We start from the raw sequence: 16,797 nt of genomic DNA, 5'->3' as shown, positions 1-16,797 counted from the left end.
AAGGCATCCATGCTCGCTCGGCCCGCGCCGTCCATGGCGCGGGACGCTTTGCTCTTCGGGCCATCCTGCCCGCGCTTCAGGTGCAGTGCGGTCTGCCATGATCGCCCCACCGCCGTTACAGATTACAAGCTAAACCGCCCGCCCTTCTCGCCGTTGATCCACAGCTCGCGCCGCTCGCCGGCGGGCAGCAACACCTCAATCTCACGCCACGCCGGCTGATAGTCGCCGCGCTTCTCCAGCGTCAGCTCAAGCCGATCGCTGCTGCTGCGCAGCGCCCAGCGCACCCAGAGCGCATTGCCCTGCCGCCAGCCGTGGCTCTCGCCGTCGTCGTCGAAAAACTCGCCCTCGCTGCGCGCTTCGCCCGGCGCAGGCCACAGCTGCAGTTCGCGCACGCGGTCGAGCCGCGCATCGGTGGTGCTTTCGCAGCGTCCCAGCGGAATGGCGGAACCGGCGCGCGCCAGCAGCGGCAAGCGATCGAGCGGCGCGTCGAGCGTCACGGTCTGACCGCCCGCCAGCCACTGGCCGCTGTGCCAGTCATACCAGCCGTAGGCGTTGCGCGGCAGATAGACCTCGCGCGCGCGGCTGCCCTCCTCCACCACGCTGGCCACCAGCAGATCGCGCCCCAGCAGAAAGTCGTCGTTTTCCCGGTACGTCTCGTCATCCTCTTCGTGATCGAGAAAAGTGGGACGCAGCATCGGCTCATCCTTCGCGCTCGCCTGCCACAGCAGCGTGTAGAGATAGGGCATCAGGCGGTAGCGCAGACGGATCGCCTCGCGGATCAGCGGCGTCACCTCTGGATACATCCAGGGTTCATTCACGGTGTGATCGTCGTTCCAGGAGTGGATGGTGAAGCGCGGATGCATCACGCCGTTCTGCACCCAGCGCACAAACAGCTCGGCGTCCGGCTTGTCGCCGGAGAAGCCGCCGACGTCGTGACCGACGTTAAACAAGCCCGAAAGGCTCATGCCCAGTCCCATGCGGATGTTGTAGCGCAGCGTCTGCCAGCTGGTGCGGTTATCTCCGCTCCACGTCTGCACGTAGCGCTGCATCCCGGCGCAGCCGGAGCGGGAGATCAGATAGGGCCGCTTCTCCGGCGCGAAGCGCTGCTGCGCCTCCAGCGAGGCGCGCATCATCAGCAGCGGCATCACCGGGCGAATGTGTTTAATGGCGATGCTCTGCCCGAAACCGTGGCAGCGCGCTTCGCCGTCCCACACCTCATATTCGTTGTTGTCATTCCAGGTGGCGTCGATGCCCTTCTCCAGCAGCTGCGCGGTGACGTTCTCCTGCCACCAGCGCACTGCCTGCGGATGCGTAAAGTCGAGGTGCGATCCTTCATCGTCCCAGAACACCGAACGCTCGGGGCGATCCTGCTCCGAGTCGCGAATAAATAGCCCCTGCGACGCCACTTCCTGATAGCGCGGATGATCCTGCAGCAGGCAGGGTTTGATATTGGCCGCCAGCTTCATGCCCGCCGCGTGGAACGCCTCGCTCATGCCGTTGGGATTCGGCACCTTGTCGTAATTCCAGTTAAAGACATAGCGCTTGTTGTTGATCGAGGTGTAGCCCGACGAGAGTTGAAACGAGTCGCAGGGGATCTCATGCTCGCGGCAGAGGCGGATAAAGCCCTGCAGCTGCTGCTGCGCGTCGGGGGCGTCGGTGTAGTGCATGGTCGAGCCGCTGTAGCCCAGGCTCCACTTCGGCTGAAAAATAGTCCGGCCGGTCAGGCGCACGAAGGCCTGAGTGACATCCAGCAGCTTTGGCCCCAGCATCAGGTAATAGTCGAGATCGCCCGCTTCGGCGCGGTAGCGGCGATAGGGCAGATGGTAGTTGTCCAGCTCGTTGCCGAGATCGAGCCAGCTGCTGCTCAGGTTGTCGTAGAACAGGCCGAAGCTGACGCCGTCGCGCTGCGTCAGGGTAAAGGGAATATGCTTATAGAGCGGATCGGTGCTGGCGGCGTTATAGCCCATCGCATCGAGGTTGCGCATCTCGAAGCGGCGGCCGCTGCGGTTCAGATCGCCGCTCTTCTCGCCGAGGCCGTAGACGCGATCCTGCGGCTGACGACGCTGATAGTGCTCCACGCCGTCGCCGTGCGCGTTCAGCAAATAGGCGCCGGTGTGGCGATCGGCCGCCAGCGGCTGCCACTGCCCCTGATGATAATGCTCCCAGCTCAGGCAGAGCGGATGGTGCACCGTCACGCGCAGCCGGTCGGTGCTGATGCGCAGCTGGTTCGCCTCGTGCTCCAGCTGAAAGCCCGGCAGCCCGAAGCCGTCGAGGGATTCGCGATCGCGCCCCTCCCAGGGCACGTCGTCCTCTGGCGCGATGCTCCAGGTTCGGTTCAGGGCCAGCTCGCCGTCGCGCTTCAGCAGCACGCGCATCAGACCTGACTCCAGCACATAGAGGCGCAGCAGATGGCGGTTGTCCACCTTCAGCTCGACAAAATGATCGGCGTGCTGACTCAGCGTCCAGTTCTTCAGGGTTTTCATAACGGTGTCCTTATTGTTCCGCGCTGCGCTGACGACGTTCGGCGATAAACATCACCAGGAAAATCGCGCCCACCAGGTCGAAAAAGCCCATGGCGACGAACAGCGGATTAAAACCAACGGTGTCGGCGGTAACGCCGATAATCAGAGAGAAGATAAAGCTGGCGATCCAGGCGCAGGATCCGCGCATGCCGTTAACCGTTGCCATCTGGCGACGATCGAAGCGCTCCACCACCAGCGCGCTGAGCATGCAGGAGATCACCTGATGGCCGAAGCCGCCGATCGAGATCAGGGCGATCGCCAGATAAGGATCTTTAACGAGAGTCATCAGCGCCAGCGAGATCATCAGCACCGCGCCGGTGATCGAGCTGGCGACGATAGAGTTGACGCGCGTCAGGCCGAACCACTTCACATAGATTTTGGTCAGGTAGCCGCTGGCGACGCTGCCGAGATCGGCGGCGAGAAACGGCAGCCAGGCGAACATCACGATCTGCTTAAGATCCATGCCGCGCTCGTTAGCCAGATAGAGCGGCACCCAGAAGCTCAGCACCGCCCAGGCGGGCTCGGCGAGAAATGCCGGAATGGCAATGCCGTAGAATTTCTTCTCTTTACCGATGGTTTTCAGCGCCTGAAAGAACGGCAGCTTTTCACCCACGGCTTCGTTGTCCTGCGTAATCCAGGCGCGCTCTTCGTCAGAAAGCCGGGCATGCTTTTCCGGCGACTGATAGCCCCACCACCAGAGGCCGACCCACAGCAGCCCCAGGCCGCCGGTAAGCAGAAATGCGCCCTGCCAGCCGAAGGTGATATGCGCCACATAGATAATCGGCGGCGCCAGCATCGCGCCAACCGAAAAGCCGACGCCTGCCCAGCCTGCGGCGACCGGACGCTCTTTTTTCGGGAACCAGTCGCCGATCGCCTTGGCGTTGGCGGGCGTCGCCGCCGCCTCCGACGCCCCCATCACAAAGCGCAGCAGCGCCAGATGCAGCCAGCTTCCCGCGCCGGCGTGCAGCAGACAGGTCACCGACCAGACCAGCGCGCAGATCAGGAAGCCCATCTTCAGGCCGATCACGTCGATCAGCCAGCCGCAGAGCGGCTGAAACAGGGTATAGGCAAGCTGAAACGCCGCCACCACCCAGGAGTAGTGTTCGGTGCTCATATTGAGGCTGGTTTTCAGCTCCGGCGCCAGAATGCCGAGCGAATTGCGCGTCACGTAGTTTACCGTCACGCCCAGTAGAAACAGTCCCAGCATCCACCAGCGGAGATTTTTAACGGCGCGTATTGTTCGCGCGGCGCCGATTGGCTTAGTCGTTGATTCAAGGCTCATTTGTCAGCTCCTGTGCAGGCTTTTAACGGCCGGTTTGATCCTTCACACCGCCCTCCGGCGTACTGCGTGAACCTGTCTGGCACCTTAAAAAAGCGCGAAACGTCGGTATAGCCTCTTTTTTGCAAACCTTTTCATGGCAAACTTTTTGGCGCGTTTAAAGCGGCTTCTCTGCCTTATCTGACGCGATTCAGCACGCAATGAAAATTTTTTCATCAGCAGATTTGAGGACGATCACAAAATGAAACAAAGGCTAAAAATCAGCGAAATTGCGGCGCTGAGCGGCGTCTCGATCAGCACCGTGTCGCGGGTGCTGGCCGGCAAAGCCAATACTCGCGCCAGCACGCGCGATAAAGTGCTGGCGGTGGCGCAGCAGCAAGGCGTGCTGGATAACCTGCACAGCGGCCGCCTGCTGCTGAATAATTTGATGGTGTTCGCGCCGCCCCGCGCGTTCGACGTGCGCAGCGATATCTTTTACTACAAGGTGATTCAGGGCATCGCCCAGGCGATCGCCCCGCATGAGGTGCGTTTACGCTACTGCGCGCTGGAGGAGAATGAGAGCGACACGGCGCTGTTTCTGGAGAAGATGCAGCAAACCGACGCCGCGCTGCTGGTAGGGATCGACGACGATCATATCCACCAGCTCGCGGCCGAAATCGATAAGCCCTGCGTGTTGATCAATGCGATGGATCGCCGCATGCGGCTCTCTTCGGTCTCGCCGCATCATCAGCTGATCGGCGAAAGCGCCGCCCGCTATCTGTTTGAGCAGGGGCACCGCCAGATTTTGTCGCTGCACTGCCTGCGCCGCTACACCATGGAGCAGCGTCTGCAGGGCGTGCGCGACGCCTGGCACGCCATGAATCTGCGCTTCGACAGCCGCCAGCATCTGTTGACGCTTACCAGCTTCAGCCGGATCGAAGCGGCGGAGAGACTGCGCGATTATCTGAAGCACTGCCCGCACGCCCAACGCCCTACCGCGATTCTGGCCAGCGGCGACTATATCGCCGCCGGCGCGGTGGAGGCGCTGCAGCAGGCCGGGCTGCGCGTGCCGCAGGATGTTTCGGTGATGAGCATGGACGGCTTCAATCTCGCCGCCATTCACGACATTCCGCTTACTTCCGTGCAGGTGCCGCGCGACGAGCTGGGCGCGGAGGCGGTGCGCATGGTGCAGAGCATGCGCCTGAACGCGCAGACGCTGCCCGGCACCCTGCTGCTGCACGGCAAACTGGTGGTGCGCGAGTCGGTGCGCCGCATCCGCGACAACCTCAGCCACGCGCCGGTGCAGCAGCACGGCCTCTACGATTAGGTCGGGTCGGAGAGCGCCTTCAGCCGCAGCTCCGACGGCTGCGGACGGCCGAAGTAGTAGCCCTGGAACAGGGTGCAGCCCTCTTCGCGCAGCTTCGCGAACTGTTCGCTGCTCTCCACGCCTTCGGCGGTGATCTGAATATCCAGGCTGCGGCTCATGCCGGTTATGGCGCGGATAATCGCCAGCGCCTCGCGGCTGTCGCCCATATCGCTGATAAAAGATTTGTCGATTTTGATTTTGTCGAACGGAAAAGATCGCAGATAGCTCAGCGACGAGTAGCCGGTGCCGAAGTCGTCCAGCGCGATTTGCACCCCGAGTTTCTTCAGGCTCTCCAGCGTGCGGATATTGCCGAGCGAGTCGTCGAGCAGCACCGACTCGGTGATCTCCACCTCCAGCCGGCTCGGCTCCAGGCCGGAGTCGCGCAGCGCGGCCTCCACCACCGAGACCAGCGAGCTGTTTTTAAACTGCAGCGGCGACAGGTTGACCGACACCGACTGCTTGCCGTCCCAGGTGTTCGCCTCGCGGCAGGCTTCGAACAGCGCATAGGCGCCCAGCATATGGATCAGCCCGCTCTCCTCCGCGATGGGAATAAAGTCGTTCGGCATAATCAGCCCTTTCACCGGATGGTGCCAGCGCATCAGCGCCTCGTAGCCGATAATCGACTGCACCGCTTCGCCGTCGGTAATCGGCTGGTAGTAGAGCTTAAGCTGCTGGCTGCCGATCGCCTCGCGCAGATCGTTCTCGATCACGCGGCGGCTGCGCGCCACGTCGTCCATCTCCAGCGTAAAGTGCTCGTAGCGGTTGCGTCCGTTGCGCTTGGCCTCATAGAGCGCCATATCGGCGCAGCGCAGCATCTGCTCCGGCGTGTTGGTGATGGTCGCGCTCAGGACGATGCCGACGCTGAGGCCGACGCTCAGGTTATGGCCTTCAATATTGACCGGCGGCCGTATCGCTTCAATCAGCCGCTGGGCGACCAGCGCCGCCTCTTCCGCGCTGCCGATAGCGGGCAGCACGATGGCGAACTCGTCGCCGCCGATGCGCGCCAGCGTGTCGCGATCGCGCAGCGCGGCGCGCAGGCGTTTAGCCACCGCGCGCAGCAGTTCGTCGCCGATCTGGTGGCCGAGCGCGTCGTTAACGTTTTTGAAGTTGTCGAGATCGAGGCAGAGCGTGGCGGTCTGTCGGCCGCTCTGGCTGTCGCCGCGCAGCGCTTCGCTCAGCCGCTGACGGAACAGAATACGGTTCGGCAGGCTGGTGAGGTTGTCGTGATGCGCCATATGGTGAATGCGCGCGTCGGCGGCGCGCTGATCGGTGACATCCTCGACGAGCAGCATAATGTAGTTCTGGCGCGCGTCCTGTCCGCGAATGATGGTGGCGCGAGTATGCAGAATGCGTTCGCCGCTGGCGGTGAGCAGCTGCTGTTCGCGCTGGTGAATGCCTTCGCTGCGCAGCGCGATATCCGCCAGACTGTTGAAGTAGTCGCTGAGTTCAGCCGACATGCATTCGTGCGGTTTTCTATTGATCAGCAGCGCTTTCGAGACGCCGAACAGCTTTTCCGACCGGTCGTTAACCAGCAGGATTTCGCGCGTAATAGCGTCCTCTACCACCACGCAGGAGGGAATATTGGCGATGATATTGTCGAGGAATTTCGACAGCGCCGACATTTTCACGCTCTGCGCTTCGGCCAGATCTTTGGCGCGCAGCAGCTTCTGCTCCTGCTCGCGGCGTTCGGTGACGTCGCGCGTGATTTTGGCGAAGCCGATCAGTCGTCCTTCGTCGTTATGGATAGCGTCAATCACCACGTGCGCCCAGAAGGCGCTGCCGTCTTTGCGGTAGCGCCAGCCTTCATCTTCGAAGCGGCCGTTCGCCAGCGCAATCGCCAGGTTGGCGTCCGGCGCGCCCAGCAAACGCTCCTGCGCGCTGTAGAATACCGAGAAATGCTCCCCGACGATCTCCTCGGCAAGGTAGCCTTTGGCGCGCTGCGCCCCGGCGTTCCAGTTCACCACGCAGCCCTGCAGATCCAGCATATAGATGGCGTAGTCGGTCACGCCTTCCACCAGCAGGCGGAAGCGCTCCTCCTGCTCGCGCTGCGCGCGCAGCATCGTCTGCTGTTCGGTGCAGTCGCGCGTAATCTTGGCGTAGCCGATCAGCTGGCCGCCGTCGTCGCGCACCGCGTCAATGATGACGTGCGCCCAGAAGACGCTGCCGTCTTTGCGGTAGCGCCAGCCCTGATCTTCGAAACGGCCGGTGCGAAACGCGGTTTGCAGGTTTTTTTCCGGGATATGCGCCTGACGATCCTGGGCGCTGTAGAAGCGGGAGAAGTGCTGGCCGACGATCTCTTCCGCCACATAGCCTTTGGCGCGCTGCGCGCCGGCGTTCCAGTTCACCACCAGCCCGTCGTGATCCAGCATATAGATGGCGTAGTCGGTGACGCCTTCCACCAGCAGGCGGAAGCGCGCTTCCTGCTCGCGCTCTTTGCGCTGCTGCGCCTGCTGCTCGGTGCAGTCGCGCGTAATTTTGGCGAAGCCGACCAGTTCGCCGTGCGGATCGCGGATGGCATCGATAACCACGTGGGCCCAGAAGGCGCTGCCATCTTTGCGGTAGCGCCAGCCTTCGGTTTCAAAGCTGCCGGTGCGCGCGGCGGTATCCAGACCGCGCTGCGGTAAGCCGTTTATACGATCGCTTTCGCTGTAAAACAGCGAGAAATGCTTACCTACGATCTCATCTGGCGTGTAGCCTTTTGCCCGCTGCGCGCCAGCGTTCCAGTTAGCGACCGTGCCATCTGGTTTCAGCATATAAATGGCGTAGTCGATCACGCTTTGTACCAGTAACCGATACATAACATCAGCATTTTTATCCATTGTTATTAGCCTGTTGCTGCGCTGCCTGTAATTGCCCCAAAAATTTAAGAATGGTCTTAATGACGACCCGACTACATCTGAAACCACCTGCTTTGACAAGTACAAATGAGCGGAACACGAAAGTTAGTAGGTGAGTTATCGGCAGTGGCGAGAAAATGTTCAACTGTAAATGCGCTTATGTTAATGCGGGGAATTTGGCGGTGAAGGATAAGCAGAACAAAATCAAAATGCACGCAAAGCCCGGCACTAAACGCTGGGCTTAACCGCGTCGGGCAGCGCTACAGGCGCCGGCCTGCGGCGCGTGCTTTAGCCTGACGCCTTCTGCGTCGTTTCCTGATGCACCGCGATATAGCGGTCGTAGCGCGACGCTTTTAGCCGCGTAAGATCCACCAGCACCAGCCCGTCGATGCAGTGATTGAAGTCGGGATCGCTGCCGAAATCGATAAACTGCACGCCGCCAGGCTCGCACAGCTCGGAATATTGCTTATAAAGCGGCGGGATGGCGCAGCCAAGGTTGCTCAGCAGCTGCTTAAGCCTGCGCAGATCCGCCTGATAGTCGCCGCCGCTGAACTGCGCCAGCACGTCCGGCAGCGAAGCGGGATAAGGCTGGCGCGACGTCGCCAGCGGCAGCGCGGTGGGAAAATAGAGGCGGTAGAAGGCCACCAGCAGATCGCGCGCCGCCAGCGGCATACCGCCGGAGATAGAGACCGGGCCGAACAGGTAGCGCGTCTGCGGATAGCGCGCCAGATACGCGCCGATGCCGAGCCAGAGATAGTCGAGCCCGCGCTTGCCCCAGTAGGCGGGCTGAATAAAGCTGCGCCCCAGCTCGATGCTCTGCTGCAAAATCGGCATCATGCGCTCGTCGTAGTGGAACAGGCTGTGGCTGTAAAAGCCCTCCAGCCCACGCCTGGCGAGCTGCTCGTCGCCGGGAATAAAGCGGTAGGCGCCGACGATCTCCAGCTGCGCGTCGTCCCACAGGATCAGGTGATAGTAGTCGTCGTCGTAATTATCCAGATCGCGGCGGCGGCCGCTGCCCTCGCCCACCGCGCGAAAGGCGATCTCCCGCAGCCTTCCCAGCTCGCGCAGCAGCGGCACCCAGGTGGCGCCGTTGCGCCGCCACAGGTAGATCTGCTTGCCGTCGCCGGTGGTGCCGAGGTGCTCGCTCTCGCGCAGCGCGCGCTTCAGCTCGCCGCGATCCTCGGCGCGGGCGATCGCTTTTTCAGTCTGGAACAGGCCGGGACGCTGCTGGCCGATGCGATAAAGGTGTTTACGCAGCCGCTTCGCCAGCGCTCTGCCCGGCGTATGGCCGTCATGCCAGTGGGCAAAGGGGATCTGCGCGCCGATATGCAGCTTGATGCGCGAGCCGCGCTGGCGGAACATCTCGCGCACCAGCATCAGCAGCGCCAGCGGCTGGGCGATTTTAGCCGCCGCGTAGAACAGGCCGCTGTTGCGTCCCTCGACGAAAACCGGCACCAGCGGCGCACGGGCGCGCGCCGCCAGCCGCAGAAAGGCGTGATGCCAGCGGCCGTCGCGAACGCCGCGGCTGCCGAGGCGCGAGACTTCGCCCGCCGGGAAAATAATCAGCACTCCGTCGTTGCTAAGGTGCTGCTGCATACGCTGAAGCTGTTCGCGGCTGGTGCGGTTGCCCATGTTGTCCACCGGCAGCATCAGCGTGCTGAGCGGCTCCAGCATCATCAGCATGCGGTTGGCGACGATTTTCACATCGCGCCGCGCCTGCGCCACCGCCGCCAGCAGCGCCAGGCCATCGAGCGCCCCCAGCGGATGGTTGGCGACGATCACCACCGGCCCACGCGGCGGGATCTGCTCCAGATCGCGCTCGCTCAGCTCACAGCGCACGTCGAGGTGCTCCAGCATCTGCTCGACCATATCCAGCCCTTTCAGATGCGGATAGCGCGCGGCGAAGCGCTGAAACTCCTCTTCATGCAGCGCCCAGCGCAGCATCCGACGCTGCCAGCCAGCGGGCTGAGCCTGCGGCCAGAAGCGTTCGACAACCTGATCGACAGAGAACATAACGCGCCCTATTTTCGACGATGATGACGCCAAAAATAAGGTGAGATGTTTGCAAATTTATGACGCGGCGCAGGTCAGAAATGATCGGCGATCGGCGTCCAGATGTCGGTCAGCGCGCCCGCTTTGCCGGTAAAGGGATCGCGCGTGGGCAGCGGCACCTGCTTCACCTGCTGCTCGGCCGCGCGCAGTCTGGCCGGCTCATCGCGGTTGGTCTCCGGCGCAAAGCCCTCCGGGTAGGCGCCGACCACCATAAAGTCCTCGCTGGCATAGACCTGCTTATGGCCGACGCCCGCCGGGATCAGCACCGCGTCGCCCGCGCGCAGCGTCACCATACGGCCGGTGTCGCCGCCGAACAGCACTTCCGCCCAGCCCTGCGCCACGCCCAGCAGCTCATGCGTATTGGGATGGTAGTGGGTATAGGGAAAAATGTCGTAACGCCATGAGGGCGGCCAGCCGTTGCGCGCAAAAGTCTGCTCGAACCAGCCGGCGAGGTCGGGCTCCTCCTCCTGCGCCTCATCCAGCGCCACGCGCGGCCAGATAATAAGCGGCAGAGGATTGTTTGGCACGCCGCCCGACGGGCCGGCGAGCATCAGATGCTGCGGATTATTCGACGAGCCGGCGGCAAAGGTGCCCGCCGCGAAGGACATCAGCAACATCAGACTGGAAGAAGAGGCAGTCATACAGGTTCTCCGGGTAGCTTTCCGCTAATTGTGGCAAACCTGATGGCTGTTGCAATGTGCGCCCGCCAGCAGATCCGCCATAAAAGCATGATTTTGCTAACCAAACACAAATAACAAAGCAACAATTCTGCTACTTTGTGCGGTCGGCTTACCCCGGCAGCGCCGTGCAGAGCGCAGGCGACGGCAGCACGCCTTTTTTCTGCCCCGGCTCCGGCGCGAAATCGGGCAGCTCCTCGACCTTTTCCGGCGGAACGGGCTTGCCCAGCAGATATCCCTGTAGGGTATTGCAGCCTAAGCCGGTTAAAAAAGCCTGCTGTTCCGCCGTCTCTACCCCTTCCGCCACCACTTTGAGATCCAGCGACTGCGCCAGCGCGACGATGGCGGAAACGATAGTGGCGTCTTCGGTCTGGTGCTGCAGTTCGTTAACGAACGCCCGATCGATCTTGAGTTCGCTGGCCGGCAGGCGCTTGAGATAGAGCAGGCTCGAATAGCCGGTGCCGAAGTCATCTATCGACGCCTTCACGCCCAGCCGCGTCAGCTCGGTCAGGATGCGCACGCTCTCGTCCGGATCGCGCATCGCGGTGGTTTCCGTCACTTCCAGCGTCAGCAGTTCAGGCGGGATGGCGTGCGCCGCCAGTGCCTCGGTCACCGTCTCCACCAGATTGCTCTGCTCAAACTGCAGCGCCGACAGGTTGACGGCGACCGACCAGTGGGTGTGCCCCTGCTGACGCCACTCGTGCAGCTGCCGGCAGGCCTCGTTGATCACCCAGCAGCCGATATTGACGATCATGCCGGTCTTCTCCGCCAGCGGCAGGAAGATATCGGGCGTCAGCAGGCCGCGCGTCGGATGCTGCCAGCGCAGCAGCGCTTCAAAGCCGATAATCGGGCCGCGCGGCGCGCAATATTTCGGCTGGTAAAACAGACGCAGCTCCTGATTTTCCTGGGCGTGCCACAGGTCGTTGTTAAGCTGCAGCTGGGTCTGCGCCAGGGTATTCATCGAGGGCTGGAAGAAGTTGTGCCCGTTGCGGCCGTTGTTTTTGGTGTGGTACATGGCGGCGTCGGCGTTGAACATCAGCTCGCGCTCGTCGTTGCCGTCGCCCGGATAGACGGCGATGCCGATGCTCAGCGACACCATCAGCTCGTAGCGGGAGATCTCAAACGGACGCTCGATGGCCTTCACCAGCGTATCCGCCACCGTCGCGGCGTCGTTGGGATCGTTAATATCAATCAGCAGCACAAACTCATCGCCGCCCATGCGCGCCAGGGTGTAGTAGCCCTTCATCTGATCGCTCATGCGCTCGGTGACGGCGATCAGCAGGTTGTCGCCGACGTGATGACCGAAGGCGTCATTGACCGCCTTGAAGCCGTCAAGATCCATAAACATCAGCGCAAACTGGGTGCGTTCGCGATTGGCTTTATTGATCGCCTGCTCCAGACGATCCTCCAGCAGAATGCGGTTCGGCAGGCGCGTCAGGTTGTCGTGCAGCGCCAGCTGCGCCAGTTCGCGGTTCGCCTCCGCCAGCGAGCGCGCCAGAATGGCGGTGCGCGCCTGCATGCGCGCGTCGAGCATCGACACCAGCAGCGTAATGCCGAGGATCGCCAGCGTGACGACCGTTACCAGAATCGCCAGCCAGTTGCTGTTGACCCCCATCGTGCCGACGTGGCTGTGCGCCGGGAAGCTGGCCGCCGCCATGCCGGTGTAGTGCATGCCTGCGATGGCGCACCCCATTACCACCGAGGCGCCGACGCGCAGCAGCGTCGTGCGGCCGGTGGTGCCGTCGCGCAGGTTGAACGCCAGCCACAGCGCCGCGCAGGACGCCACCAGCGCAATCACTACCGAGAGCGCAATCCAGCCCCAGTTCCAGCTGATGCCGGGGGAGAACATCAGCGCCTTCATGCCGGTGTAGTGCATCGCCACCACGCCGCTGCCCAGCACCAGCGCGCCGCCCAGCAGTTTTCTCAGCGGCAGCTCGCCCTGACAGACCAGCCAGAGCGCGAAGATCGAGGCGATAACCGCAATCGCCATCGAGACGCCGGTGAGCGATGCGTCGTAGCTCATCACCATCTCCATGGTCATCGACAGCATGCCGATAAAGTGCATCGCCCAGATGCCGACGCCCATGGCGAAGCCGCCGCCGAACAGCCAGATCAGCGCGACTTTTCCTGTCGAGGTGGCGACGCGGCCCGCCATATCCAGCGCGGTAAAAGACGCCAGCATCGCAACGAGAATGGAAACGACGACGGTAAACGAATCGTATGAGGTCACTAACATAGTGAAGTCCCGTTAAAGCGCAAAATCGCAGCTATGGTTTTGTAATGAAAAAGTCACAAGGATGAATTATCTGCTCAGGTTATCGGCAAAAGGCAAAGGGTAATTAGCCTGCCACGATGAAAGCTTCCGATGCCTGTGAGCGTTAAAATCTATCGTCAGACGGTGGCGAAGTCGGCGATGCGATCGGCCGGCGTCGGCTTGCCCAGCAGATAACCCTGCAAAGCGTCGAAGCCCAGCCGGGTCAGCAGCCTCTGCTGCTCTTCGGTTTCGACCCCTTCCGCCACCATATGCAGGTTAAGCGTCTGCGCCAGCGCCAGCATCGCGCTCACCACGGTGGCGTCCTGGCTGTCGGCGCGCAGGCTGTTGATAAAGCTGCGGTCGATCTTCAGCTCGCTGGCCTCGAGGTGTTTCAGGTGCAGCAGGTTAGCGTAGCCGATGCCGAAATTATCGATCGCCACCCTGACCTCGATTTTTTGCAGCTCGCTGATGCGCTGCTGGCTGAACTGCGGATCGCGCATCGCGATGCTCTCCGTGATCTCCAGCGTCAGCGAGCTGCCCGGCAGCTGATGGCGCAGCAGCGCCTGGCGCACCGTCTCCAGCAGATCGCGCTGGTGAAACTGCAGCGCTGAAAGATTAACGGAGACCGTCCAGCTCGGATGCCCGTCGCTGCGCCACTGCGTGAGCTGGCGGCAGGCTTCGTTGATCACCCAGTTGCCCAGCGCGACGATCTGCCCGGTCTTCTCGGCGCGCGGCAGAAAAATATCGGGCATCAGCAGGCCGCGCGTCGGGTGCTGCCAGCGCAGCAGCGCTTCAAAACCGATCAGTTCGCTGCTGCTGGAGCGGAACTTCGGCTGGTAGAACAGCTGCATCTCCTGGCGCTCCAGCGCCTGCCACAGGTCGTTGGCCAGCGCCAGCTGATGCTGCGCGCTGGCGCTCATCGCCGGCTCGAACAGGCAGTAGCCGTTACGCCCGCTGTGCTTGATGTGGTACATCGCCGAATCGGCGTTGAACATCAGCTCCTGCTTGCTGCGACCGTGCTGCGGATAGAGGGCGACGCCGACGCTGAGCGAGACGCGCAGCAGGTAGCGATCCAGCTCGAACGGCGCGTCTATGGTATTGACCAGCCGCTGCGCCAGCGCCGCCGCCTGCCGGTTGTCGTTGCCCTGCGCCAGCAGCACAAACTCATCGCCGCCGAGGCGCGCCAGCAATATGTTGTCGTCGCTGAGCTGGCGGCGCAGGCGATCGGCGACCGCTATCAGCAGGCGATCGCCCACGTAGTGACCCCATGTGTCGTTGACCGCCTTGAAGCCGTCGAGATCCATATACATCAGGGTAAAGCCCGGCGTATCGCGCGTCGCCTGGCTGAGCGCGACGTCCAGCTGCTGCTCCAGCATCACGCGATTGGGCAGCGCGGTGAGGTTGTCGTGCATCGCCAGCTGATGCAGCTCCTGATTCGCCTGATTAAGGCGCTGCGCCAGACGCGCGGCGCGCAGCTGGGCGTCCAGCATTGAGGCGAGCAGCGTAAAGCCGAGAATAGAGAGGGTGCCGAGCGCGACCCACACCGCCAGCCCCTGGCCGCTGACGCCCTGCGCCAGCGGCATGCTGTGGCGATCGAACTGCGCCGCCGCCATGCCGGTGTAGTGCATGCCGGCGATGGCGACGCCCATCACCAGCGCGCCGAGCGCGCGCATCGTCAGCAGATATTTTTCGCCCTGGCGCAGACAGAACGCCAGCCAGAGCGCGGCGGCGGAGGCGAGGTAAGCGATGGCGACGGAGAGCGCCACCAGCGAAAAGCGCCAGTGCGGGGCGGGCGAGACCCGCAGCGCAAACATGCCGATATAGTGCATCGTCACGATGCCGCTGCCGAGCATAGCGCTGCCCGCCAGCCAGCGTCGGCGGCTAAAACGCCCGTGCTGGGTCTGGGCAAACGCCAGCATACAGGCGACGCAGGCCGCCAGCAGCGACAGCGCCGTCAGGCTCATGTCGTAGCGCATCGGCATCATCATCGCCAGCATGCCGATAAAGTGCATCGCCCAGATGCCGATGCCCATCGCCATGCCGCCGGCCAGCAGCCATAAACGCGCCATCCAGCCGTGCGACACCGCGACGCGCCCTGCCGTATCCAGCGCGGTAAACGCGGCGATAAAAGCGACAATCAGCGAAACGCCGACCAGGACGCTATCCCAGGTGACCAACAGCATGTGCAACTCCCCACAGCCTGCCTGTGAGCAGGCGCTGTGTTGTAATCAACAAAGATTCCAAAAAAAACAGACGGATAAAAAAGTGGTCAGCCGTGCAGTTTATTATTTTCAGGGCCGTTTAGCGCTATCCCGATGCTGGCGGGACATGATTAAGACTTTTCCTGGCATAGTAACTAAAAGGGTAACTGGGCCTGATTAATGTATGAACATATCACTGTTAACGAGGCGGCGGTAGAGGGCAAAATACCCCGCGCTTTGCTTTTTTTTATTTTACACAAGGTATTGGTATTACAGGCTTATCGACCTGAAACGCCAATTGATTAAGGAAAAATTCCGCTATCGCTTCATCGGCGCTTGCGCGCTGTTCTATATTAAGTAAAATTTATAAAAAACCCTTAGCTCAAAACTAAGATTATCCTCAGGATGAGGCGCCATTTCCGGCTTTACCGGGAGCGCAGTCACTGGACTTTGTTTGATTTAATAATTAATCACCGGGCAAAAAAGCACTGACTCTAAATAATCGGTAAGGATTAATTATGAAATTCAAGCTTTTTCTGTTTGCCGCTGCGGGCCTGACCTCGACACTCCCTGCTGTGACGTTTGCCGCCACCACCACAGGGACCATCAACGCCACCCTGACGCTGACCACCGGCTGCCTGGTGAACGGCCAGTCCGCCACGACCGGCGTTAACTTCGGTACCCTGAACTTCGGCAGCAGCGCGGCGACCTTTGATACCCTTAACGCCACGCTGGTCGGCGCGTCCGGCAACGGCATTTACGTGCGCTGCACCACCGGCCAGACTTTCAACGTGCAGGTCACCAGCAGCAACGCGGCGCCCGCCACCATTTACGGCACCGTTTCCGGCCAGCCGCGCTACCTGATCCTCGGCTCCAACAACACGCAGGGCATCGCCTACACCCTCTACAGCGACGCGGCCTTTACCACCGCTATCGCCAACAACACCAATATCGCGCCCAGCGGCACCACCGATCCGACGCTGGGCACCAACTACGCCATCTACGGTCGCGTGGTTGGCGGCGGCTTTAACCCGCTGATCCCGGCAGGCACCTATACCGATACCATTAACGTCGCCGTGAATTACTGATCGCGCGGTCAGGAGCATCCGGGTGGCTGCGCCGCGCGCTTTGCGCAGGCTGATCTGCGCGCTGCCCCTGCTGACAGGAAGTCTTAGCGCCTGGAGCCTGCCCACCAGCACGTTTCAAGTCTCAGCTTCCATCGTGGCGGGCTGCGTCGTCTCCGGTACCAATACCGGCGTCTTCGGCACGCTTGATTTCGGCTCGCAGTCGGGCGTTGCCAGCAACAGCGTCAGCGCCAGTTTTGTGCAGAGCGCCGCTATTACGCTCGCCTGCACGCCGGGCACGACGCTGAGCATGAGCATCAGCGGCGGCAGCAACTACACCACGACGCGCAACCTGAAGCACACCAGCAATACCAATACTGTGCCCTACACCCTCTACACCAATGCCAGCCACACCACCGCGATCCCGGTGAACAGCGCCGTCGCGCTGAGCTACAGCAATGCCAATAACATTACGCTGCCGATTTACGGCCTGCTGCAGCTGCCCGGCCCGACGCGCGCCGGCGTCTACACCGACACGCTGACCGTGACGCTGAGCTGGTAGCCGC

The 16,797-nt window shown here is 62.0% G+C and carries 10 protein-coding genes; 3 read left to right on the top strand and 7 right to left on the bottom strand.

Annotated features, from left to right (window positions below):
• Positions 1 to 122: 122 nt before the first annotated feature.
• The gene (locus AC6I7Z_RS03045; protein ID WP_497813096.1) at positions 123 to 2,483 is read right to left on the bottom strand and encodes a glycoside hydrolase family 31 protein; all 2,361 of its coding nucleotides are present in this window, start codon (positions 2,481 to 2,483) and stop codon (positions 123 to 125) included.
• A 10-nt stretch (positions 2,484 to 2,493) separates the two neighbouring features.
• Positions 2,494 to 3,804: an MFS transporter gene (locus tag AC6I7Z_RS03040; protein WP_497813095.1), complete on the bottom strand. Its 1,311-nt coding sequence runs from the start codon at positions 3,802 to 3,804 to the stop codon at positions 2,494 to 2,496.
• 238 nt (positions 3,805 to 4,042) lie between these two features.
• On the opposite strand from AC6I7Z_RS03040, the gene AC6I7Z_RS03035 reads away from it, so the two are divergent.
• Positions 4,043 to 5,107: a LacI family DNA-binding transcriptional regulator gene (locus AC6I7Z_RS03035; RefSeq protein WP_497813094.1), complete on the top strand. Its 1,065-nt coding sequence runs from the start codon at positions 4,043 to 4,045 to the stop codon at positions 5,105 to 5,107.
• Here the strand turns inward: AC6I7Z_RS03035 and AC6I7Z_RS03030 are convergent.
• The 5 genes from AC6I7Z_RS03030 to AC6I7Z_RS03010 all read right to left on the bottom strand — a co-directional run bounded on the left by AC6I7Z_RS03030 (position 5,104) and on the right by AC6I7Z_RS03010 (position 15,149).
• Positions 5,104 to 7,965 carry an EAL domain-containing protein gene (locus AC6I7Z_RS03030; protein ID WP_497813093.1) on the bottom strand — a complete coding sequence of 954 codons (2,862 nt, stop codon included), beginning with the start codon at positions 7,963 to 7,965 and terminating at the stop codon, positions 5,104 to 5,106. The two genes, AC6I7Z_RS03035 and AC6I7Z_RS03030, sit on opposite strands and share 4 nt — an antisense overlap.
• A 306-nt stretch (positions 7,966 to 8,271) precedes the next feature.
• Positions 8,272 to 9,996, bottom strand: coding sequence for a bifunctional ornithine lipid synthase OlsF (gene olsF / locus AC6I7Z_RS03025; RefSeq protein ID WP_497813092.1), 1,725 nt, complete (start codon positions 9,994 to 9,996; stop codon positions 8,272 to 8,274).
• A gap of 74 nt (positions 9,997 to 10,070) precedes the next feature.
• Positions 10,071 to 10,676 carry a cupin domain-containing protein gene (locus tag AC6I7Z_RS03020; RefSeq protein WP_497813091.1) on the bottom strand — a complete coding sequence of 202 codons (606 nt, stop codon included), beginning with the start codon at positions 10,674 to 10,676 and terminating at the stop codon, positions 10,071 to 10,073.
• Positions 10,677 to 10,824: 148 nt separating this feature from the next.
• Entirely contained in the window at positions 10,825 to 12,948 is a 2,124-nt protein-coding gene (locus tag AC6I7Z_RS03015; protein ID WP_497813090.1) for a putative bifunctional diguanylate cyclase/phosphodiesterase, read from the bottom strand.
• Between the two features lie 155 nt (positions 12,949 to 13,103).
• On the bottom strand, positions 13,104 to 15,149 hold the full coding sequence (locus tag AC6I7Z_RS03010; RefSeq protein WP_497813089.1) for a putative bifunctional diguanylate cyclase/phosphodiesterase: 2,046 nt from the start codon (positions 15,147 to 15,149) through the stop codon (positions 13,104 to 13,106).
• A gap of 536 nt (positions 15,150 to 15,685) precedes the next feature.
• Here AC6I7Z_RS03010 and AC6I7Z_RS03005 point away from each other — a divergent pair.
• Together AC6I7Z_RS03005 and AC6I7Z_RS03000 are read left to right on the top strand one after the other, a co-directional pair.
• Positions 15,686 to 16,255: a spore coat protein U domain-containing protein gene (locus tag AC6I7Z_RS03005; RefSeq protein ID WP_497813088.1), complete on the top strand. Its 570-nt coding sequence runs from the start codon at positions 15,686 to 15,688 to the stop codon at positions 16,253 to 16,255.
• A 49-nt stretch (positions 16,256 to 16,304) separates the two neighbouring features.
• Complete coding sequence (locus AC6I7Z_RS03000; protein ID WP_313587982.1) at positions 16,305 to 16,793, top strand: Csu type fimbrial protein; 489 nt, start codon at positions 16,305 to 16,307, stop codon at positions 16,791 to 16,793.
• Positions 16,794 to 16,797: the final 4 nt, after the last annotated feature.

This window comes from Pantoea sp. X-Soil-MYKO-1289, assembly GCF_059730625.1.
Note: the sequence above shows the minus strand (reverse complement) of the source record. Positions and strands in the feature narration are given on the sequence as shown.